Below are 21,244 nucleotides of genomic sequence, written 5' to 3'. Positions count from 1 at the left end.
GGTATCGGCGATTGCCGAACCAGGGTCGTCAATGCCGACGGACATCGGTCAATTGATGCGCGACGCTCGGCGAACGCGAACCGGCGAGTCGCCCGATGCTTTCGCATACCTTTCGCATGGAGGCGGCGCGGGCGGATCGCCTGTCACAGAACGGTCGTTCGATACCCGGCAAATCCGGCAAGGATCTTTTGCATCCAGCGGACATTTCGCGGCGATGGCCTCTGCGATACTCCGACCGTGCCTGTGGTGCCGGGCCGCCCCTCGCGGCCCCAAGGGCTTCGCGTCGCTCAGGAGACACCCCCCGCGACGTCAACGACAGACCAAAGCGTCAGATAACCAGCCATGTCTTCTTCACGCATCCTCGCTCCCGCCCTGCGTTCGCTCGTCCGCACCGCCGACGAAGCCGCCGCGCTGATCCGCCCCGGCATGACCGTCGCCATGAGCGGCTTCACCGGGTCGGGCTATCCGAAGGCCGTGCCGGCCGCGCTTGCCGCCCACATCGACGCGGCCCATTCGCGCGGCGAGGACTTCCGGATCAACGTGCTGACGGGCGCGTCGACCGCGCCGGAACTCGACGGCGCGCTCGCCCGCACCGACGGCATCTCGATGCGGCTGCCGTACCAGTCCGACCCGACGTTGCGCGACAAGATCAACGGCGGCGAAGTCGATTACCAGGACGTCCACCTGAGCCACGTCGCGCAATACGCGTGGTTCGGGCTGTACGGCGATCTCGACGTCGCGATCGTCGAAGTCGCGGGCATCCGCGAGGACGGGCTGCTGATCCCGTCCGCGTCGATCGGCAACAACAAGACCTGGCTCGAGCGCGCGAAGCACGTGATCCTCGAAGTGAATGCGCGCCAGCCGCTCGGCCTCGACGGGATGCACGACATCTACTACGGCACCGCGCTGCCGCCGCACCGCAAGCCGATTCCGCTGACGAAGAGCGACGACCGGATCGGCGAGCCGTACCTGCGCTGCCCGGCCGACAAGATCGTCGCGATCGTCGAGACCGATGCGCCCGATCGCAGCAACGCATTCACCGCGCCGGACGCGACCTCCAAGCAGATCGCGCTGCAACTGATCGACTTCCTGCGCCACGAAGTGAAGCGCGGCCGCCTGCCGGAAAACCTGCTGCCGCTGCAGTCGGGCGTGGGCAACATCACGAACGCGGTGCTGGCTGAGCTGAGCTCGGCCGGCTTCTCGAACCTGACGGCCTACACCGAGGTGATCCAGGACGGCATGCTCGACCTGCTCGACGACGGCACGCTGAGCTTCGCGTCGGCCACCGCGCTGTCGCTGAGCCCGGCCGCCGTGCAGCGTTTCGCCGACGAAATCGCGACGTTCCGCGAGAAGATCGTGCTGCGCCCGCAGGAGATCAGCAACCATCCGGAGCTCGTGCGCCGCCTCGGCTGCATCGCGATGAACGGGATGATCGAGGCCGACATCTACGGCAACGTGAACTCGACGCACGTGATGGGCACGAAGATCCAGAACGGCATCGGCGGCTCGGGCGACTTCGCGCGCAACGGCTACCTGTCGTGCTTCATGTCGGCGAGTACCGCGAAGGGCGGGGCGATCTCGCGGATCGTGCCGATGGCGAGCCATGTCGACCATACCGAGCACGACGTCGCGGTCGTCGTCACCGAGCAGGGGCTGGCCGACCTGCGCGGCCTGTCGCCGAAGCAGCGCGCGCGCAAGATCATCGCGACCTGCGCGCACCCGGACTACCGCCCGATGCTCGAGGACTACTTCGAGCGCGCGTCGCGCGAGAGTTTCGGCAAGCACACCCCGCATCTGCTCGCCGAGGCGCTGTCGTGGCACGAGCGCTACGTGCGGACCGGGACGATGAAGGCCTGAGATGGCGGCCTGTGACGGGCGCGCGCTCGTCACACCGTCAATCCAGCGCCGCATGCGCGACGTCGACGCTCGCCGCCTTCTGCGGCGGGCGGATCAGCAGCAACAGCGGGATCATCAGCAGCGTCGCGACGAACATCAGCTTGAAGTCGTTCAGGTACGCGATCATCGCGGCCTGCTGGTTGATCGTGCGGTCGAGCAGCGCGATGTCGACGCGGCTGCCGGCCATCGCCTGCACGGCCGGGGCGAACGGCGTGATGTGGGTCGCGAGGTCGGCATGCGCGACCTGCGTGTTGCGCGTCATCAGCGTCTGCACGATCGAGATGCCGATACTGCTGCCGATGTTGCGCATCAGGCTGTAGGTGGCCGTGCCGTCCGCGCGCAGCTCGGGCGCCAGCGTCGAGAACGACAGCGCGCTCAGCGGCACGAACACGAGCCCGAGGCCGAAGCCCTGGATCACGCCGGGCCACACGATGTCCGCCTCGGACAGCACGATCGTGTACTGCATCATCTGCCACAGCGCGAGCGCGGAAATCGACAGCCCGGCGAGCAGCAGCACCCGCGCATCCACGTATTTCAGCAGCTTCCCGACCAACAACATCGCGATCATCGTGCCCGCGCCGCTCGGCGCGGTGACGAGGCCCGTCGTCGCGACCGGGTAGCCCATCAGGTTCTGCAGCATCGGCGGCAATAGCGCGCGGGTCGCGTACAGCACCGCGCCGACCACGAAGATGAACAGCGTGCCCGTCGCGAAATTCGGGTCGCGCAGCAGTTCCGACTTGAAGAACGACGCCTTGCCGACGGTCGCCGTATGCGCGAGGAAGAACGCGAAGGCGAGCGCCGCGACGAGCGCCTCGACGCGGATCTCGTAAGAACCGAACCAGTCGAGCTGTTCGCCGCGGTCGAGCATCGCCTGGAACGCGCCGATCGCGAGCGCGAGCGTCGCGAAGCCGAACGTGTCGAATTTCACGTGCGGGCGAGCGGCGCGCGCCGGCAGGAAGGTCATCACGCCGGCGAGCGCGAACGCGCCGATCGGCACGTTGATGAAGAATACCCAGCGCCAGTTGTAGCTGTCGGTGAGCCAGCCGCCGAGCGTCGGGCCGAGGATCGGGCCGACCATCACGCCCATCCCCCAGATCGCCATCGCCTGGCCCTGTTTCTCGCGCGGGTTGATGTCGAGCAGGATCGATTGCGACAGCGGGACCAGCGCGGCGCCGAACACGCCCTGCAGCAGCCGCGCGCCGACGATCTGCACGAGCGATTCCGACAGCCCGCACAGCGCCGACGCCACCGTGAAGCCCGCGATCGACACGATCAGCAGCCGCTTCACGCTCAATCGGTCGGACAGCCAGCCGGTGAGCGGCGTCGCGATCGCCGCGGCGACGATGTAGGACGTCAGCACCCACGTAATTTCGTCCTGCGACGCGGACAGCGTGCCCTGCATGTGCGGCAGCGCGACGTTCGCGATCGTGCTGTCGAGGGTCTGGATCAGCGTGGCGAGCATGATCGACAGCGTCAGCATCGGCCGGTTCAGGGCGGGCGAGGCGGGGACGGCGGCGGCGGGGTTCAAGCGAGTGTCTCCGTGGGGCGGTCGCCGTGGGCGGCGATCCTGCATGGCGTAAATTATAAGCACGCTTATTATATATCTGCTTATCGCGGGGTCGCGAGCCGCGGGCGGGTTCCGGCTTGACCCTATAATCGCCGCATGGACAAGACCTACGAGAACCGGATCGGTTACCTGATCGCCGACGTGGCGCGCCTGAACGGACGCCTGTTCGACCGGCGCGCGAAGCGCATCGGGCTGACGCGGGCGCAAAGCCGCGTGCTCGCGTACCTGACGTGGAAGGGCGAGATGAACCAGGCGCGGCTCGCGGAATGGCTCGAAATCACGCCGATCTCGCTCACGCGGCTGCTGGACCGGATGGAAAGCTATGGCTGGATCGAACGCGTCGCGAACGACGACGACCGCCGTGCGTTCGTGATCCGGCTGACCGACAAGTCGCGCGAGATCTTTCCGCAGATGCTGGAGGTGGGCGATACCGTCGCCGACGACGGGCTGCGCGGCTTCACGCCCGACGAGCGCGATACGCTGGTGCGGCTGCTCGGGCGCGTGCGCCGCAACCTGATCGACTGCGGCGGCGAGTGACGGGGGTGCCCGGACGGGCGTGCCGGGCAATGGGAGTGCGCTGCGCACGCTCGGCCGCGTGTGTTCGAGGCGGGCGAAGGCGCGCCGCGGGGCGCGGCTGACGGGATGCCGGTGCGCGGGTCAACCGGCCAGCGCCGCGAGCACGCACGCCGCAAGATAGAGGCCCACCCCGTACGACAGATGCGTGACGAGGCTGCGTCGGCGCGCGACGCCCGGCTGCGGCGTGCGCGACGCCGCGATGCCGAAGCCGAACGCAGGCTGCATCACGAAGAACGGGGCAACGACGCTCGCGAGCCCGGCGACGAGTGCAGGAAGCGGCGTCGGCGCGCCGATCCACGCCGGGCCGGCGATCAGCACGGGCAGCGCCGCGAACGCGATGCCGATCGCGTAATGCGCGACCCAGCCGAGCGCGCGTTCGCCGGCCACGGGTGCGGCGGCGACGATCGACGCATGCCGGAACCGGCCGTGCGTCATGTGGCCGAGCCAGCGGCCGACCAGCGCGTAGTCGAGCGACGGAATGCCGAACGCACGCCGCCGCCACAGCGTCCACAGATCCATCACGACCGTGGCGCCCGCGCCGATCAACAGGAGTCTGAGCAGGATCTCGGGCGTGCTCATCGCGCACCTCCGCTGCGGACGGCCTTCGCGACGCGGCACGGCGAAATACGATGCGGGTTCGATGGTTTCATGGCGGTGTGGCTTGTCTCGATGGAGTCGAACGACTATCTTGCAACCTCAAGCGAACTTGAGGTCAAGCATGAACCGACTGGACATTGCGGACGTTGCGCGGCGCACGGGACTGCCCGCATCGACGCTGCGCTACTACGAGGAAAAGGGGTTGATCGTTCCGATCGGCCGGCACGGGCTGCGGCGGCAATACGACGCGTCGGTGCTGGAGCGCCTGGCGTTGATCGCGCTCGGCCGCGAGGCCGGTTTCTCGCTCGACGACATCCTCGCGATGGTCGGCACAGAGGGCCGGCCCGCGATCGATCGCGCGAAGCTCGACGGCAAGGCCGACGAGCTCGACCGCACGATTCGCCGTCTCGGCGCGGTACGCGATGCGCTGCGGCATGCGGCGGTGTGCCCGGCGGCGAACCATCTCGACTGCCCGTCGTTCCAGAAGCTGCTGCGCATTGCCGCGCATCGTCATCCGGCGCGCCGTGCGAAGGCGGAAGGCGCGTAGGCGGCGAACCCGAACGAGGTACGCGGTGCGGTGGCGGTCGGCAGGAGGGCGGCTACGTGGCGACGTCACGGCCTCGACGTGCCGAATCGGGAAAAGGCGATGCGGTGCATGCCGCCTTCGACGGCAGCGAGACCGCCGACGCCGGACTCACCCCGCGTAATACACGCGGCATTCCATCTCGCGGCCGCGCACGATCCGCTTGCCGACGAGCGCGCCGTACGTTTCGGTGAACACGGTGCGCTGGTGCTCGCGCTGCGCGGCGTCGTAGAAATAGAGCGAGACCCAGTCGGTCGGACGTCCGGCTTCCGGCGTGCGCATGGCGGCGTGCTGGCTCAGCACCGTGAAATGCCAGCCGCCCTTGGTCATGTGCATCACGGGCGGCGGCACGTAACCGTCCGCGTTCAGGCGCCGGGGCGCGAGCGTCGGCAGCACGCCGGCGGCGGCCTTGTTGCGGTACTGGCGATCGATGTAGAGCAGCAGTTCGACGGGCGGTTCCGTGCCGGGGCCGGCGTGCTGCATGTGGCCCTGCCAGCGCCGGCGGCGGCTCAGCACGTCGTCGAGCGCGGCGCGGATGCCGACCGCGCGCCGCGGGCCGACGCCCGCGATCGTTTCGAGCTGGCCGTTGCGGGCCGCGCGTTCGAGCTCCTCCAGCGTGTCGATGTGCAGCGCATCATGAATCCGTAGCGCGAGCGCGTGGCCGATGCCCGGCACCGCTTCGAAGGCGGAAACGCGCTCCGCGTCGCCGCGCAGGCGGTCGAGCTGGCGCCAGCGCCCGGTCACCAGCAGCTCGGCGATCGCCTGCGCGACGCCCGCGCCGATGTCGGGCAGCGCGCCGAGCGCCTCGACGCCGCCGGTTTCGAACACGTTGCGGATGTCGCGGTCGAGCGCGTCGACCGTATCGGCCGCCGCGCGGTACGCGGCGACCCGGTACGGGTTCGCGCCCTGGTCGACGAGCCACTGCGCGGCTTCACGCAGGCTAGCCGCGATCGATCGGTTTTCCTCGTACGTCTGGCTGACGGTCGACTGCATGGCAAGGACCCGGAAAGCACAAACGGAATGGACGCGGCGAGCGATGCGCCGGTCGGCTGTCAACCATTGTCGCGACGCGCGATGAAGAAAACTTGATGCGCGTCAATGGCAAACGTAACACAGGCGCGTAGCGCACGGTCGTGCCGCAACAGGGCATGACCGTGCGCTGCACGCGATCCGGTTACGCGTCGAGGAACGACTGCGCGTTCTCGGCTTCGGCGGCCGTGCGCAGCGCGGCGAGCGCCCGTTTCTCGATCTGCCGCACGCGCTCGCGCGACATCCCCGCATCCTGCGCGATCGCGTCGTAGGTGTCGGGCTCGGCGCCGCCGAGGCCGAACCGCCGGCGCAGCACGTCGGCTTCGGCCGGCGTGACCGAGCGCAGCAATGACCGTACGCATTCGCGCATGCGCGTGTCGGCCAGTTGCTCGAACGGGCTGGCCGATGCCTGATCCTCGATCAGTTCCACGAGGCCGGTATCCGCGTCGGGCAGCGGCGTGTCGAGCGAGACCGGTTCGGCGGGCAGCGCGAGCACCGCGCGCAGCTTGCCTTCGTCGAGCCCGGTTTCGGCCGCGAGCTCGGCCGGCGTGGCCCGACGGCCCGTGCGCTGCCGAAAGCGCGCCGCATGCCGCTGCACGCGCTGGTACTGGTCGCCGACGTGCACCGGTACGCGGATCGTACGCGAGCGATCCGCGACCGCGCGTGCGATCGCCTGGCGGATCCACCAGGTCGCATAGGTCGAGAACTTGAACCCGCGCCGGTATTCGAATTTCTCGATCGCGCGCATCAGGCCGAGGCAACCGTCCTGCACGAGGTCGGACAGGTCGACGCCGCGATTCAGGTACTTGCGCGCGATCGACAGCACGAGCCGCAGGTTCGCCTCGAGCATCGCCTGCGTCGCGTCGCGCACCTTCTGCTGGCCGTCGCTCAGCGCGGCGGCGAGCGCGCGCCGCGCGACTGCGTCGAAGCGCGCGGCGTCGCCCGCCGACGAGTCGTCGCGGGCAGCCGCGAGTGCGCGCACGACACGGCTGGCATCGTCGACGGCCGGTGGCACCCAGGCGAGCGAACCGAGCAGTGCGGCCACATGGTTGCGCGCGTCGCGGTAGTCGGCCGAACGGCTGCCGTGCGCATGCAACGCCGCGCGCAGCGCCGACACCGCTGCGTCCAGCGCATCGTAGCGGGCAGGCGCGGGTGCGCCGGTGGCGTCGTCATCGTCATCGGGCGATCCGGTCGTACCCGTTGCGCGATGACGCTCGAGCAGCGCGCCGACCGCGGGCGGGTAGCCGGCAATCGCGTGCAGTACCTGATGGCGGCCCGTCTCGATCTCGCGGGCGAGCACGATTTCGCCTTCGCGCGTGAGCAGCGGTACCGCGTGCATGCGCCGCATGTAGAGCGCGAGCGGATCGGTCGACGCGCTCGTGCCGTGCGCGAGGTCGCCGAGCATGGCCCGGCCTTCGTCGAGCGCGTCGCGATCGACCTCGGCCGGCGCCGCGCCGGGGAACGGAGCAGGCACGGCCGGCTCGTCGAGTACCGCGATGCCGATGTCGGCGAGCGCGGCACGCACGACGTCGAGCGCGTCGGGGCCGTCGCTTTCGGGCGGCAGCGCGTCGACGAGGTCGGCGTGCGTCAGATAACCCTGCTCGCTGGCGCGCGCCAGCAGCTGGATGATCGGATCGAGCGGGGTGTCCGCCCGGGGAGTGGGGCGTGGCGTAGTCATGTCGAGGGCGGCGCGAGCCGCGTTCCTGTCTGGGCGGGCCGAAGCTCGCCGGTTTGCGGTTGCCGGTGGCTCGCGGACACCCGTCCGCGCCGGTCAGTCCGACATCGTTCAAGTTGAGGGCAGTTGCGCCAACTTCAACGCCGGCGCCGCGCACGGGCCAGCACGCGGCGTGCCCGCCCGGCCGTGCGGGGCAGGAAACAAAAAGTAACCGATCATACGCGCGGAAATCTGCAGGGGACGTAAGCTACAGTCAGGCGCGCGCCCGGCGGCGGCGCGCGGATTCTGCCGGAGCAAGAGATGAACCCGATTTCCGCCGCGAGGCCCGCCGTCGTCGCGCTGGCCGCACTGATGCTTGGCGGCTGCTACTACACGAGCCCGTACGGTTATGCACCTTATTACGCGCCGGTGCCCGCCACGGTGACGCAGCGCGAATTTTCGACTGCACCGGTCACGCCCGACCCGGCCCCGGCGACCGTGCCCCAGGCGCAGGTGGACGCCGGCACGGCGGTGCCGGTGTACGTCGCGCCGGCCTACGTGCCGGCGCCGTATCCGTATTACTACCCCGCGTACTACTCCGGCTGGTACGCGCCGCCCGTGACGATCGGCTTCTGGGGCCGCTGGGGCGGCGGATATTGGGGCGGGCGCGGCGGGTACTGGCATCGTCCGTGGGGCGGCGGGCATTGGGGTGGCGGCCACTGGGGCGGCGGCCATCGACACTGACCGGCGCGCGGCGGCACGGTGCGGGAGAGCATCATGAGGAACACGATTGTCCGAAGTCTGTGCGTCGTCCTGGCCGGCCTGGCGGCCGCCCCGGGCGTCGCCGATGCGCAGAGCAGCGCGTACACGAACTCGCCGGCCGAGCTGTATGCCGGGCCCGCGCCCGATTATCCGGTGGTCGCGCAGATTCCGCCCGGCACCGCGCTGGACGTATTCGGCTGCCTGAGCGACTACACGTGGTGCGACGTCGCGCTGCCCGGCGTGCGCGGCTGGATCGATGCGCAGTTGCTCGACTATCCGTACCAGGGCAGCTACGTGCCGCTGCTCGAATACGGCGCGATCATCGGTGTGCCGGTGACCGGCTTCGCGATCGGCGCGTACTGGGATCGCTATTACCGGCACCGCCCGTGGTATCCCGATCGCGACCGCTGGGCGCACCGTGCGGAGCCGCGGCTCGGCCCCGGCGGCATGCCGCCGGGGCAAGGGCGTCCGCAACCGGGCGCGCCGATGCAGGTTGCGCCGGGCGGCCCGCCGCCCGTGCACGACACGCGACCGTCGGCGACGCGTGGCGGCTGGAATGGCGCGAACCGCATGCCGCCGCCGGCTGTCGCGACGCCGATGCCGGGCGGCGCCGGCAATGCGCGTCCGGCCAGCCCGCCCCCAGCTGCGCCGGCGCCGACGCCGATGCCCGGTGGGGCGGGCAATACGCGTCCGGCCAGCCCGCCGCCGGCCGTGCTGCACCCGTCGCCCGCGCCGGGCGCAGAGGGCCACACGATGCCGCCGCCGGTACGCCAGGGCGGCGGGGGCGGGGGCGGTGGCGGTGGCGGTTATGCACGGCCACAAGGCGGCGGAAACGGTGGCGGCAATCACGGCGGCGGTGGGGGCGGCGGCCCCGACGACCGCCGTCACTGATAGCGCCAGTGCGGTCGGGGCTCCGGGTATCGGACGAAAAAAAAGCCGCTCCGGAGAGCGGCTATCCGATCGGGCGGGCAGGCCGTTCGCACGGCCCGCCGTCTCGCGTCAGTCGTCGAGCAGCGACAGGTCGCGCACCGCGCCCTTGTCGGCCGACATCACCAGCTTCGCGTACGCCTTCAGCGCCGCGGACACCTTGCGCGGACGCGGCTGCGCGGGCTTCCACCCCTTCGCGTTCTGCTCCTCGCGGCGGCGCGCGAGTTCCTCGTCCGACACCAGCACGTTAATCGTGCGGTTCGGAATGTCGATGCGGATCTTGTCGCCGTCGCGCACGAGGCCGATCGCGCCGCCCGCTGCCGCTTCCGGCGAGCAGTGACCGATCGACAGGCCCGACGTGCCGCCCGAGAAGCGGCCGTCCGTCAGCAGCGCGCATGCCTTGCCGAGGCCCTTCGACTTGATGTAGCTCGTCGGGTACAGCATTTCCTGCATGCCCGGGCCGCCCTTCGGGCCTTCGTAGCGCACGATCACCACGTCGCCGGCCTTGACCTTGTCGTTCAGGATGTTCTCGACCGCTTCGTCCTGCGATTCGGTCACGTGCGCCGAGCCTTCGAACACGAGGATGCTCTCGTCGACGCCGGCCGTCTTCACCACGCAGCCGTCGAGCGCGATGTTGCCCGTCAGCACCGCGAGCCCGCCTTCCTTCGAGAACGCATGCTCGTACGAGCGGATGCAGCCTTCGGCGCGGTCGAGGTCGAGGCTCGGCCAGCGCGTGTCCTGGCTGAACGCGACCTGCGTCGGGATCCCGGCCGGGCCGGCCAGATAGAACGTGCGGACCGCTTCGTCCTGCGTGCGCACGATGTCCCACTGCTCGAGCGCGTCCTTCAGCGTCGGCGCGTGCACGGTCGGCACGTCGGTGTGCAGCTTGCCGGCGCGCTCGAGCTCGCCGAGGATCGCCATGATGCCGCCTGCGCGGTGCACGTCCTCGATGTGGTACTTGTTCGTGTTCGGCGCAACCTTGCACAGCTGCGGCACGCTGCGCGACAGGCGGTCGATGTCCTTCATCGTGAAGTCGATGCCGGCTTCCTGCGCGATCGCCAGCAGGTGCAGGATCGTGTTGGTCGAGCCGCCCATCGCGATGTCGAGCGTCATTGCATTCTCGAACGCCTTGAAGCCGACCGAGCGCGGCAGCACGCGCGCGTCGTCCTGCTCGTAGTACTGGCGCGTGAGTTCGACGATGCGGCGGCCGGCGCGCTTGAACAGCTGCTCGCGATCGGCGTGCGTCGCGACCACCGTGCCGTTGCCGGGCAGCGACAGGCCGAGCGCTTCGGTCAGGCAGTTCATCGAGTTCGCGGTGAACATGCCCGAGCACGAGCCGCAGGTCGGGCAGGCCGAGCGTTCGACTTCGGCGACGTCCGCATCCGAATACGACTGGTCGGCCGCGATCACCATCGCGTCGACGAGGTCGAGCTTCTTCAGTTCGACGGTCTTGGTGACCGGGTTCGCGAGGCGTGTCTTGCCGGCTTCCATCGGGCCGCCCGACACGAAGATCACCGGGATGTTCAGGCGCATCGCGGCCATCAGCATCCCCGGCGTGATCTTGTCGCAGTTCGAGATGCACACCATCGCGTCCGCGCAGTGCGCGTTCACCATGTATTCGACCGAGTCGGCGATGATGTCGCGGCTCGGCAGCGAGTACAGCATGCCGTCGTGGCCCATCGCGATGCCGTCGTCGACCGCGATCGTGTTGAATTCCTTCGCGACGCCGCCGGCGGCTTCGATCTCGCGCGCGACGAGCTGGCCGAGATCCTTCAGGTGCACGTGCCCGGGCACGAACTGGGTGAACGAGTTGACGACCGCGATGATCGGTTTCGAGAAATCGTCGTCTTTCATGCCGGTGGCGCGCCACAGCGAGCGCGCACCTGCCATGTTGCGGCCGGCGGTAGAGGTTTTGGAACGGTAAGTGGGCATGGTGAAGGCTGAAGAAATATCGCGGGAAAAGGGTGGAGGCACGGGAATAAAGGCCTCTCTCGCGCCCGTGCGAACAACCTCTTGAGCTGCGCCCTGGGCAAACTTCGCGATTATCCCACAGCCGCCGTGGGTGTGGCGCCCGCGGCGCCGGACACGGGCGGCGGGCCCGGCGCGCAACGCGGGGCAGTCAGGGCAGTCGCGGCACGTTTGTCCGGACGGGCCGGGGGGCGACGGAATCGCCTCCCGGCCCATGACGAAGGCGTGCCGACCGCCGTACTCCGGCGTCAGTCGAGCAGCGTCAGGATTTCGTCGTACAGCGGCTTCGGAATCCGCACGCCGTTCGCGATGCTGCGCGCGCGGGCGTCGAAGCGCCGTTGCGATGGCAGCCGCGCGCCCTGCGCGACGATCGATTCGAACAGCCGCTCGCCGCGCGCGAGCCCCGCGTCGAGATCGTCGCCGAGAAACACCTTCGGGTCGAATGCGATCACGAGCTCGCCGTGGCACGGCGTCGCGCCGACGCCTTCGTCGAAGTCCATCGATTCCCGGCTCGTCATGTCGCCGATCAGCGCGCCGCCGAGCAGTTCGACCATCGCCGCGAGCGCCGAGCCCTTGTGGCCGCCGAACGTGCGCATCGCGCCTTGCAGCGCGGCCTTCGGGTCGGTGGTCGGCTGGCCGTCGGCGTCGATCGCCCAGTGCGGCGGAATCGCCTTGCCCTGTTTCGCGTGCAGCTCGATGTCGCCGCGCGCGATCGCGCTCGTCGCGAAATCGAACACGAACGGCTCGCCGCCCGGGCGCGGCCACGCGAACGCGATCGGGTTCGTGCCGAACACCGGTTCGCGGCCGCCTTCCGGTGCGACCCAGCTATGGCTCGGGTTCATCGCGATGCCGACCAGCCCTTCGGCGGCGATCGCCTCGACCTCGGGCCACAGCGCGGAGAAGTGATAGCAGTGGTTGATCGCCATCGCGGCGATGCCGTGCTGCTTCGCCATCTCGACCAGCACGGGCAGGCCGGTTTCGAAGCTCAGCAGCGAGAAGCCGCGATGCGCGTCGACCGCGACGATCGACGACGACAGCCGGCGCAGCGTCGGTACGGCTTGCGGATCGACCTTGCCTTTCTTCAGCGACCGCACGCAGACGAGCAGCCGGTACACGCCGTGCGAATGGCATTCGTCGCGCTGGCCCTGCGCGATCACGTTCGCGATGGCGCGCGCATGCGCGTCGGACATTCCGTGGTGCGTCAGCACGCGCAGCGCGAGCGCGTGGACTTCGTCGAGCGACAGGACGACGTCGGCGGTGCGCTCAGCCATGGTTTACCTCGCGCGGGGCGGGCACGCCGTCGATGCGTTGCGGCACGTGCAGCGGATTGCTGTCGCGGATCGCGTCCGGCAGCAGCGCGTCCGGCACGTCCTGGTACGACACGGGGCGCAGGAAGCGCTCGATCGCGCGCGCACCGACCGATGTCGTGCGCGTGTCGGACGTCGCCGGGAACGGGCCGCCATGCACCATCGCGTGGCCGACCTCGACGCCGGTGCCGAAACCGTTGACGAGAATGCGGCCGGCCTTGCGTTCGAGCGTCGGGCGCAGCGCGGCGAACAGCGCCGCGTCGCCGTCGGCGAGGTGCGCGGCGATCGTCAACTGGCCTTCGAGCGATTTCAGCACGCGATGCAGCGTGTCGGCGTCCGGGCAGCGCACGATCAGCGACGCGGGGCCGAATACTTCGTCGCGCAGCTCGGGGCGCGCGACGAACGCGTCGGCGGACGTCGCGAACAGTGCCGCGCGGGCCTGGTGACGGCCGCCTTCCGCACCATCGGCCAGCAGCTCGACCGCCTCGTGATTGCGCAGCGCCGCGACGCCTTGCGCATAGCTCGCGTGGATGGACGGCGTCAGCATCGTCTGCGCCGCGACGGCGCGCACGGCCTCGGCCGCCGCGGCTTCGAACGCGCGCAGTGCGGGGCCGTCGACCGCGAGCACGAGGCCCGGGTTCGTGCAGAACTGGCCGGCGCCGAGCGCGAGCGACGCGACGAACTGCGGTGCGATGGTGCCGTGACGGGCCTCGAGCGCGGCGGGGCACAGCAGCACGGGATTGATCGAACTCATTTCCGCATAGACGGGAATCGGCTCGGCGCGTGCGGCCGCGATATGCATGAGCGCGACGCCGCCGCGGCGCGAGCCGGTGAAACCGACAGCCTTGATGCGCGGATCGGCGACGAGCGCCTGGCCGATCTCGCGCGACGCGTCGAACAGCAGCGAGAACACGCCGGCCGGCATCCCGCATTCGCGCGCGGCCTGCTGGATCGCGCGGCCGACGAGTTCCGACGTGCCCGGATGCGCGGAATGCGCCTTGACGATCACCGGGCAGCCGGCCGCCAGCGCCGATGCCGTGTCGCCGCCGGCCACCGAGAACGCGAGCGGGAAGTTCGACGCGCCGAACACGGCCACCGGCCCGAGCGCGACGTTGCGCAGGCGCAGGTCGACGCGCGGCAGCGGCTTGCGCTCGGGGCGTGCCGGATCGATCCGCGCGTCGAGAAAACCGCCGTCCCGCACGAGCGACGCGAACAGCGCGAGCTGGCCGACGGTGCGGCCGCGTTCGCCTTCGATGCGCGCACGCGGCAGCCCCGTTTCGACGACGCAGCGCTCGATCAGGTCGTCGCCGAGCGCCATGATGTGGCGGCCGATCGCGTCGAGGAATGCGGCGCGCGCGTCGAGCGACGTTTCGCGATAGGCGTCGAACGCGTCGTCGGCGAGCGCGCACGCGGTGTGCAGGTCGTGCAGGCTCGCGCCGCCGAACGCCGGTTCGAGCGGTTCGCCGGTGGCGGCGGCGAGCGCGTGGAGAGTGCCGTTCTGTCCGGCGACGGCCGACCGGCCGATCAGGAGCTGACCTGTGAGTGGCATGGTTTTCCTCGGAAAAAGCCGGGCCGGGCGTGCTGCGCCCGGCCGATGGAAGGGAAAAGAGCAGGAAAAGGGCGCGGGCGCGTCAGTCCTCGTCGTCGTCGAGTTGCAGTTTGTCGGCGCGCACGCCGGTGTTCGCGCCCCAGTAGTAGATGACGAGCGCGACGGCCGCGACGACGACCGTGTCGTACGGATGCGCGAGCTGGCCGGTGCCGCCGAAGCCGCCGAAATACGACAGCACGATCATCGCCGCATAGAACGCGATCAGCCATGCGGACGAACGCACCTGCTCGGCGAGGCTCAGATGCGCGGTCGGCACCCAGCGGCGGCACGCGAGATAGATCGCGAACATCGCGATCTGCAGGCCGAGCAGCCAGGACACCGTGCTCCAGCCCGACCAGTAGACGATCAGCGCGGCGATCACGAACGACGCGGGGCCGGTGAGGCCGAATGCGCTGGCGCGAAACGGCCGCGGCAGATCGGGCGCGGTGCGGCGCAGCGCGGCGACCGACACGGGCGCGACCGCATAGCTGAGCACCAGCGCGGCCGACACGATGTTGATCAGTGCTTCCCACGACGGGAACGGCAGCGTCCAGAAGATCGCGAGGCCGAACGTGAGCCACAGGCCCGCGCGCGGGATGCCCGACGCTTCGTCGACGCGCGTGAACACCTTGAAGAACGTGCCCGTCTTCGCCCAGCCGTAGACGACGCGCGGCGTCGCGTTCATGTAGATGTTGCCGCAGCCGCTCGGCGAGATCATCGCGTCGGCGACCACCATCACCGCGAGCCAGCCGACGCCGAGCGCGAGCGCGATGTCGCGGTACGGCAGCGAGAACGCCTTGCTCACGTCGTGCCACCCGGCGGCGAGCATGGCCGTCGGGATGCTGCCGATGAACGCGAGCTGCAGCAGCACGTAGATCAGCGTCGACAGCAGGATCGACAGGATCAGCGCGATCGGGATCGTGCGTTGCGGATTGCGCACCTCGCTCGCGACCGACACGATCGGCGTGAGTCCGAGATACGCGAAGATGATGCCGCCCGCGGACACGGCCATTTCGATGCCCGGCATGCCGAACGGCGCGAAGCCGTGCACGGTCAGGTTCGCGGGCTTGAAGAACATGAAGAGCACCGCGATCACCGACAGCGGCACGATGAACTTGAAGAGGCTGATGATGTTGTTCGCCTTCGCGAACGTCTTCACGCTCGAATAGTTCAGGTAAAAGAAGAAGCAGAGCAGCGCGGCCTGCACGAGCCAGCCCAGGGTGGTCGGGTCGCTCGATCCTTCGATCGTCAGGCCGGGGAACCACGCGGCCGCGTACTGGCGCGCGGCGACGACCTCGATCGCGATCAGGCTCGAGAAGGCGATCAGCGTGATGAATCCCATCAGATAGCCGAGCAGCGGGCCGTGCGAGAACACCGGGTAGCGCACCACGCCGCCCGCGCGCGGCAGCGCGGCGCCGAGCTCGCAGTAGACGATGCCGAGCAGCAGCACCGCGAAGCCGCCAAGCAGCCACGAGAAGATGCCGGCCGGGCCCGCGATCGTCGAGACATGACTCGCGGCGAACAGCCACCCCGAACCGAAAATGGCGCCGAGACCGATGAACGTGAGATCGGTCAGCGACAGCTGTTTCTTGAACTTGCCGTGACCCGCGCCGGGGTGCGCGGAACGGGAAAGCGGGACAGACGGGTGTGCGTTGCCTTGGCCTGGCATGGGCGTGTCTCCTGGGAAATATCGGTGCGGGCGCGCGTGGCGCGCGCTCCGACGGAGCAGCGCGCACGCGTGCCGGCCGGCGTCGCCCGGTTCGAACGACCGGGGCGGGCCGCGGCCCGTTCGCGCGCGGCGCGCGCTGGCGCCGGGGCGGGCGGGCCCGCGGGCCATGCCGGACCGCGGACGGCGGCGAACAGGGCAAGCCCGCGCGCCGCCGCAGGGGCGTCGATCAGAGACCGACGTCGGGCAGCGCCGGGCGCGTTTCGAGCGCCTTCGCGACGATGGCCTTCACTTCCGCGAGCGTGTCGCCTTGCAGCGCGAGGCGCGGCGGACGCGTGACCGCGCTGCCGCGGCCGACCAGCTCTTCGCACAGCTTGATGCACTGCACGAGGTCGGGGCGCGCGTCGAGGTGCAGCAGCGGCATGAACCAGCGATACAGTGCGAGCGCTTCGTCGAAGCGCTTTTGCTTCGCGAGGCGGAACAGCGTCTCGCCTTCCTTCGGGAACGCGTTCGACATGCCCGACACCCAGCCTTCGGCGCCGACCGCGATGCTCTCGACCACGACGTCGTCGAGGCCCGCGAACAGCACGAAGCGGTCGCCGACCGCGTTGCGCAGGTCGATGAAGCGGCGCGTATCGCCCGACGAATCCTTGAAGCAGACGATGTTCTCGCAATCCTGCAGCGCGATCAGCACGTCGGGCGTCACGTCGTTCTTGTAGATCGGCGGGTTGTTGTAGACCATCACCGGCAGGTCGGTGCTCGTCGCGACCGCACGGAAGTGCGCGGCGGTTTCGTGCGGCTTCGCCGAGTAGACGAGCGCGGGCATCACCATCACGCCGTCGACGCCGACGCGCTGCGCTTCGCGCACCGTGTTGCGTGCGAATTCGGTCGTGAATTCGGCGATGCCGGCGATCACCGGAATCTTGCCGCCGGCCGCGTCGCGCGCGGCTTCGATCACCTGGAGCTTCTCGTTCGTCGACAGCGACGTGTTTTCGCCGACCGTGCCGCAGACCACGAGGCCCGACACGCCGTCGTTCACCAGGTTCTTGACCACGCGGTGCGTGGCGTCGATGTCGAGGGAAAAGTCCGGCTTGAACTGGGTGCTGACGGCCGGGAAAACCCCGGTCCACTGAATGGCTTTGCGGCTCACTGAAATCTCCTACGTTCGTATCGGTCGGCCGACGGGGGTGTCGGTGTGGCAACCAGTATCGCCGCGCAAACGCCCATCACGCTTGAGTCGTATCGCGGAGCAAAATGACGAAATCGGCACAGCGACCGGCGGGGGCGCGACGGGTGCGTCGCACTATGCCGATTTCGTCGCCGTCCTCATCGAAAAGCCACAAGCGGATGGACGCGCGACGGAGGAAGCTATGCTCCTTTCCCCACTTCGGACGGCTCATGATGAAGCGCATCCAGATCATCGATTCGCACACGGGCGGCGAACCCACTCGGCTCGTCGTGTCCGGCTTTCCGTCGCTCGGCAACGGCACGATGGCCGAGCGACGCGACGTGCTCGCGCGCGAGCACGACCGTTACCGCACCGCGTGCATCCTCGAGCCGCGCGGCAGCGACGTGCTGGTCGGCGCGCTGCTGTGCGACCCGGTGTCCGCCGACGCGGCGGCCGGCGTGATCTTCTTCAACAATAGCGGCTATCTCGGGATGTGCGGGCACGGCACGATCGGCGTCGTGCGCACGCTGCATCACATGGGACGCATCGCGCCCGGCGTGCACCGGATCGAGACGCCGGTCGGCACCGTCGAGGCGACGCTGCACGACGACCTGTCGGTCAGCGTGCGCAACGTGCCCGCATATCGCCATGCGAAGGACGTCGCGCTCGACGTGCCGGGATACGGCCCCGTGAAGGGCGACATCGCGTGGGGCGGCAACTGGTTCTTCCTGATCAGCGACCACGGGCAGCGCGTGGCCGGCGACAACGTCGCGGCGCTCACCGCCTATGCGTCGGCCGTGCGCGAAGGGCTCGAACGCGCGGGCCTTACCGGCGCGAACGGCGGCGAGATCGATCACGTCGAGCTGTTCGCCGACGATCCCGCGCACGACAGCCGCAGCTTCGTGCTGTGCCCGGGCCTCGCCTACGACCGTTCGCCGTGCGGCACCGGCACGAGCGCGAAGCTCGCGTGCCTCGCGGCCGACGGCAAGCTCGCGCCGGGCGCCGTGTGGCGGCAGGCGAGCGTGATCGGCAGCGTGTTTCACGCGAGCTACGAGCTGGCCGACGGCGGCATCGTGCCGACGATCCGCGGCAGCGCGCATCTCAGCGCGGAAGCGACGCTGCTGATCGAGGAAGACGATCCGTTCGGCTGGGGCATCGGGTCGTGAGCGAAACGAAGACCGACGTCGTCGTGATCGGCGCCGGCATCGTCGGCGCGGCGTGCGCGCACGAACTCGCGCAGCGCGGGCTGCGCGTGCTCGTCGTCGACGATGCGAGCGGCGGCGCGACCGGCGCGGGCATGGGGCACCTCGTCGCGATGGACGACAACGCGGCCGAGCTCGCGCTGAGTCATTACTCGATCGAACTGTGGCGCGCGTTGAGCGGCGAGATGCCCGACGGCTGCGCTTACCGCAACTGCGGCACGCTGTGGCTCGCGGCCGATGCGCACGAGATGGATCTCGCACGCGCGAAGCAGGCGACGCTCGCCGCGTACGGCGTGGCCGGCGAGTTGATCGACGCCGCGGCGCTCGCGCAACTGGAGCCGATGTTGCGCGCGGGTCTTGGCGGCGCGCTGAAGATTCCCGGCGACGCGATCCTCTACGCGCCCGTCGCCGCGAACTGGCTGCTGCAGCGCGCGCCGCGCGTCACGTTGCGCCGCGAGCGGGCGGTCGCGATCGACGGCCCGAGCGTGACGCTCGCGGGCGGCGACGTGCTGCGCGCGGCGCGTGTGGTCGTCGCGAACGGCGTGGCGGCGCGCACGCTGTTGCCCGAACTGCCGCTGCGCCCGAAAAAGGGCCATCTGCTGATTACCGATCGCTATCCGGGCCACGTGTCGCACCAGCTCGTCGAGCTCGGCTATGCGGCGAGCGCGCACGCGAGCGACGGCACGTCGGTCGCGTTCAACGTGCAGCCGCGGCCGACGGGCCAGTTGCTGATCGGGTCGTCGCGCCAGTTCGACACCGAGGATGCTCAGGTCGAGCCGCCCGTGCTCGCGCGCATGCTGCGCCGCGCGGTCGGCTACCTGCCGGATCTGGCCGACCTCAACGGCATCCGCGCATGGACGGGCTTCCGCTCCGCGAGCCCCGACGGCCTGCCGCTGCTCGGCGAGCATCCGGCGCGGCCGGGTGTGTGGCTCGCGGTCGGGCACGAAGGGCTCGGCGTGACGACCGCGCCGGGCAGTGCACGGCTCCTTGCCGCGCTGATGGCCGGCGAGGAGCCGCCCATCGATATCGAACCGTATTTGCCGGGACGCTTCTTGACCGCGTCCCCCGTAGCCGGAGCGCTGACATGAAACGACCCCCACGCTCACTTCATTCGCTGTCGACCGGCATTGGCGCTTCAGCGCTTGCGCCGGTCCCGTGCAACGCGCCCCCCGCGGGGGCGGTCAGCCTCCTTGGGGCGGCCCGGCGGAGGCTGACATGATCATCCATCTGGACGGCCGCGCGCTGACGGTGGCCGACGGCGCGACCGTCGCGGCCGCCGTCGCGGCGAGCGGCGACGACACGACGCGCGTGTCGTGCACGGGCGCGGCGCGTGCGCCGTTTTGCGGGATGGGCATCTGCCAGGAATGCCGGATGACGATCGACGGCCGGCGCCGTCTGGCGTGCCAGACGCTGTGCCGCGACGGCATGCAGGTGGAGCGCACGCGATGACACAGGAACGACTGAGCGTCGATATCGCGATCGTCGGCGCGGGCCCGGCCGGGCTGTCGGCCGCACGGGCCGCCGCGCGAAGCGGCGCGACGGTTGCGATCGTCGACGACAACCCGCGCGCGGGCGGGCAGATCTGGCGGCAGCCGGCAGCGGCTGCACCGACGCCGGCCGCCGCCGAACGCCTCGCCGTGCTGCGGCAGCCGAGCGTCACGCATCTCGCGGCAACGCGCATCGTCGCCGAAACGCAGCCGGGCACGCTGCTGCTCGAAGACGACGAACGCGGGCGGCTGCTCGATTTCCGGACGCTGATTCTCTGCTGCGGGGCTCGCGAGCTGCTGCTGCCGTTTCCGGGCTGGACCCTGCCGGGCGTGACCGGCGCGGGCGGCTTGCAGGCACTGATCAAGTACGGCCTCGATGTGCGCGGGCAGCGCACGGTGATCGCGGGCAGCGGGCCGCTGCTGCTGGCGAGCGCGGCGACGGCCCGGCAGGCCGGCGCGCGCGTGTCGCACGTGCTCGAACAGGCTGCATGGGGCGACGTGGCCGGCTTCGGCGCGGGGTTGTGGCGCTGGCCGTCGAAGCTTGCGCAGGCCGCGAAGCTCGTCACGGCCGCTTACCGGCCCGATGCGCACGTCGTCGAGGCATTCGGCGACCAGCGGCTCGAACGTGTGCGGATTCGCCAGGGCGATCGTGAATTCGATGTCGATTGCGACCGGCTCGCGTGCGGCTTCGGCCTCGTGCCGAATACCGTGTTGCCGCGCCATCTCGGCTGCCGGATGGAGCACGGCGCGGTGGCGGTCGACGCGCACCAGCGCACGAGCCGCGACGGATGCTTCGCGGCGGGCGAGTGCACGGGTGTCGGCGGCAGCGAGCTGGCGATGATCGAAGGCGAGATCGCCGGTTATGCGGCGACCGGGCAGACGGCGCCGTTGGCTGCGCTCGTTGCCCGGCGCGCGCACTGGCAGGCTTTCGCGGATGCCGTACGCGAGCGCTTCGAGATCCGGGAGCCGATCCGCCGGCTCGCGCGGCCCGACACGCTGCTGTGTCGTTGCGAAGACGTGCGGTTCGATGCGGTCGCACGCGAACCGGGCTGGACGGCCGCCAAACTGCAGTCGCGTTGCGGGATGGGCGCGTGCCAGGGCCGCGTGTGCGGCGCGGCCGCGCAGACGCTGTTCGGCTGGGCGCCGCCGGCGCCGCGCACGCCGCTCGTGCCCGCGCGGGTCGGTACGCTGATGCTCGACGGTACGCAATCCTGCGACGGCGCGTGATGCGTCCAGCGTCGCGGTGAAGCGGCCCGGTTCGCGCCGG

18 protein-coding genes are annotated in these 21,244 nt (G+C 70.0%); 9 read left to right on the top strand and 9 right to left on the bottom strand.

The features are described 5' to 3' along the window. Positions 1-342: 342 nt before the first annotated feature. The gene (locus HWX62_RS12515; RefSeq protein ID WP_175928273.1) at positions 343-1,857 is read left to right on the top strand and encodes an acetyl-CoA hydrolase/transferase family protein; all 1,515 of its coding nucleotides are present in this window, start codon (positions 343-345) and stop codon (positions 1,855-1,857) included. 37 nt (positions 1,858-1,894) lie between these two features. Here HWX62_RS12515 and HWX62_RS12510 read toward each other — a convergent pair whose 3' ends face one another. Continuing rightward, a complete protein-coding gene (locus HWX62_RS12510) occupies positions 1,895-3,424 on the bottom strand; it encodes an MDR family MFS transporter (RefSeq protein ID WP_175928274.1) in 1,530 nt (509 codons plus the stop codon). A 135-nt stretch (positions 3,425-3,559) separates the two neighbouring features. Here HWX62_RS12510 and HWX62_RS12505 point away from each other — a divergent pair, with 135 nt between their 5' ends. Beyond that, positions 3,560-4,000 carry a MarR family transcriptional regulator gene (locus HWX62_RS12505; protein ID WP_027782799.1) on the top strand — a complete coding sequence of 147 codons (441 nt, stop codon included), beginning with the start codon at positions 3,560-3,562 and terminating at the stop codon, positions 3,998-4,000. A gap of 120 nt (positions 4,001-4,120) precedes the next feature. Here the strand turns inward: HWX62_RS12505 and HWX62_RS12500 are convergent, their stop codons facing one another. Continuing rightward, on the bottom strand, positions 4,121-4,618 hold the full coding sequence (locus HWX62_RS12500) for a DUF2938 domain-containing protein (protein WP_175928275.1): 498 nt from the start codon (positions 4,616-4,618) through the stop codon (positions 4,121-4,123). 139 nt (positions 4,619-4,757) lie between these two features. Here HWX62_RS12500 and HWX62_RS12495 point away from each other — a divergent pair, with 139 nt between their 5' ends. Then, positions 4,758-5,183, top strand: coding sequence for a helix-turn-helix domain-containing protein (locus tag HWX62_RS12495; protein ID WP_175928276.1), 426 nt, complete (start codon positions 4,758-4,760; stop codon positions 5,181-5,183). Positions 5,184-5,330: 147 nt separating this feature from the next. Here the strand turns inward: HWX62_RS12495 and HWX62_RS12490 are convergent, their stop codons facing one another. Both HWX62_RS12490 and HWX62_RS12485 read right to left on the bottom strand, forming a co-directional pair. Beyond that, a complete protein-coding gene (locus tag HWX62_RS12490; RefSeq protein WP_175928277.1) occupies positions 5,331-6,212 on the bottom strand; it encodes a helix-hairpin-helix domain-containing protein in 882 nt (293 codons plus the stop codon). Positions 6,213-6,393: 181 nt separating this feature from the next. Then, on the bottom strand, positions 6,394-7,926 hold the full coding sequence (locus HWX62_RS12485; protein WP_175928278.1) for a sigma-70 family RNA polymerase sigma factor: 1,533 nt from the start codon (positions 7,924-7,926) through the stop codon (positions 6,394-6,396). A 297-nt stretch (positions 7,927-8,223) separates the two neighbouring features. Here HWX62_RS12485 and HWX62_RS12480 point away from each other — a divergent pair, with 297 nt between their 5' ends. After that, positions 8,224-8,646: a hypothetical protein gene (locus HWX62_RS12480; RefSeq protein ID WP_175928279.1), complete on the top strand. Its 423-nt coding sequence runs from the start codon at positions 8,224-8,226 to the stop codon at positions 8,644-8,646. A 33-nt stretch (positions 8,647-8,679) separates the two neighbouring features. Continuing rightward, positions 8,680-9,555 (top strand): SH3 domain-containing protein, encoded by an 876-nt coding sequence (locus HWX62_RS12475; protein WP_175928280.1) that lies wholly within the window; start codon positions 8,680-8,682, stop codon positions 9,553-9,555. A gap of 108 nt (positions 9,556-9,663) precedes the next feature. Here HWX62_RS12475 and ilvD read toward each other — a convergent pair whose 3' ends face one another. From ilvD to HWX62_RS12450, 5 genes are all read right to left on the bottom strand, one after another. Beyond that, positions 9,664-11,523: a dihydroxy-acid dehydratase gene (ilvD, locus tag HWX62_RS12470; RefSeq protein WP_175928281.1), complete on the bottom strand. Its 1,860-nt coding sequence runs from the start codon at positions 11,521-11,523 to the stop codon at positions 9,664-9,666. Positions 11,524-11,807: 284 nt separating this feature from the next. After that, entirely contained in the window at positions 11,808-12,830 is a 1,023-nt protein-coding gene (locus HWX62_RS12465; RefSeq protein ID WP_175928282.1) for an Ldh family oxidoreductase, read from the bottom strand. Further along, complete coding sequence (locus tag HWX62_RS12460; protein ID WP_175928283.1) at positions 12,823-14,415, bottom strand: aldehyde dehydrogenase (NADP(+)); 1,593 nt, start codon at positions 14,413-14,415, stop codon at positions 12,823-12,825. Before HWX62_RS12460 ends, HWX62_RS12465 begins: the two co-directional genes overlap by 8 nt. Before the next feature lie 82 nt (positions 14,416-14,497). Continuing rightward, positions 14,498-16,123, bottom strand: a complete 1,626-nt coding sequence (locus tag HWX62_RS12455; protein ID WP_175928284.1) for an APC family permease — start codon at positions 16,121-16,123, stop codon at positions 14,498-14,500. A 226-nt stretch (positions 16,124-16,349) separates the two neighbouring features. After that, positions 16,350-17,270, bottom strand: coding sequence for a dihydrodipicolinate synthase family protein (locus HWX62_RS12450; protein ID WP_174434635.1), 921 nt, complete (start codon positions 17,268-17,270; stop codon positions 16,350-16,352). Between the two features lie 251 nt (positions 17,271-17,521). Between HWX62_RS12450 and HWX62_RS12445 the strand changes: the two genes are divergently transcribed. From HWX62_RS12445 to HWX62_RS12430, 4 genes are all read left to right on the top strand, one after another. Then, positions 17,522-18,454, top strand: coding sequence for a 4-hydroxyproline epimerase (locus tag HWX62_RS12445; protein WP_175928736.1), 933 nt, complete (start codon positions 17,522-17,524; stop codon positions 18,452-18,454). After that, positions 18,451-19,578, top strand: a complete 1,128-nt coding sequence (locus HWX62_RS12440) for an FAD-dependent oxidoreductase (protein WP_175928285.1) — start codon at positions 18,451-18,453, stop codon at positions 19,576-19,578. The genes HWX62_RS12445 and HWX62_RS12440 overlap by 4 nt, the downstream gene beginning before the upstream one ends. A gap of 127 nt (positions 19,579-19,705) precedes the next feature. Continuing rightward, complete coding sequence (locus tag HWX62_RS12435) at positions 19,706-19,939, top strand: 2Fe-2S iron-sulfur cluster-binding protein (RefSeq protein ID WP_012338331.1); 234 nt, start codon at positions 19,706-19,708, stop codon at positions 19,937-19,939. After that, positions 19,936-21,204 carry an FAD/NAD(P)-binding oxidoreductase gene (locus HWX62_RS12430; RefSeq protein WP_175928286.1) on the top strand — a complete coding sequence of 423 codons (1,269 nt, stop codon included), beginning with the start codon at positions 19,936-19,938 and terminating at the stop codon, positions 21,202-21,204. Before HWX62_RS12435 ends, HWX62_RS12430 begins: the two co-directional genes overlap by 4 nt. Positions 21,205-21,244: the final 40 nt, after the last annotated feature.

The organism is Burkholderia sp. BCC0506, assembly GCF_902833145.1.
In the GTDB taxonomy this organism is placed as follows: domain Bacteria; phylum Pseudomonadota; class Gammaproteobacteria; order Burkholderiales; family Burkholderiaceae; genus Burkholderia.
The sequence above is the reverse complement of the archived record's forward strand: the minus strand, read 5'-3'. Positions and strand labels throughout refer to the sequence as shown.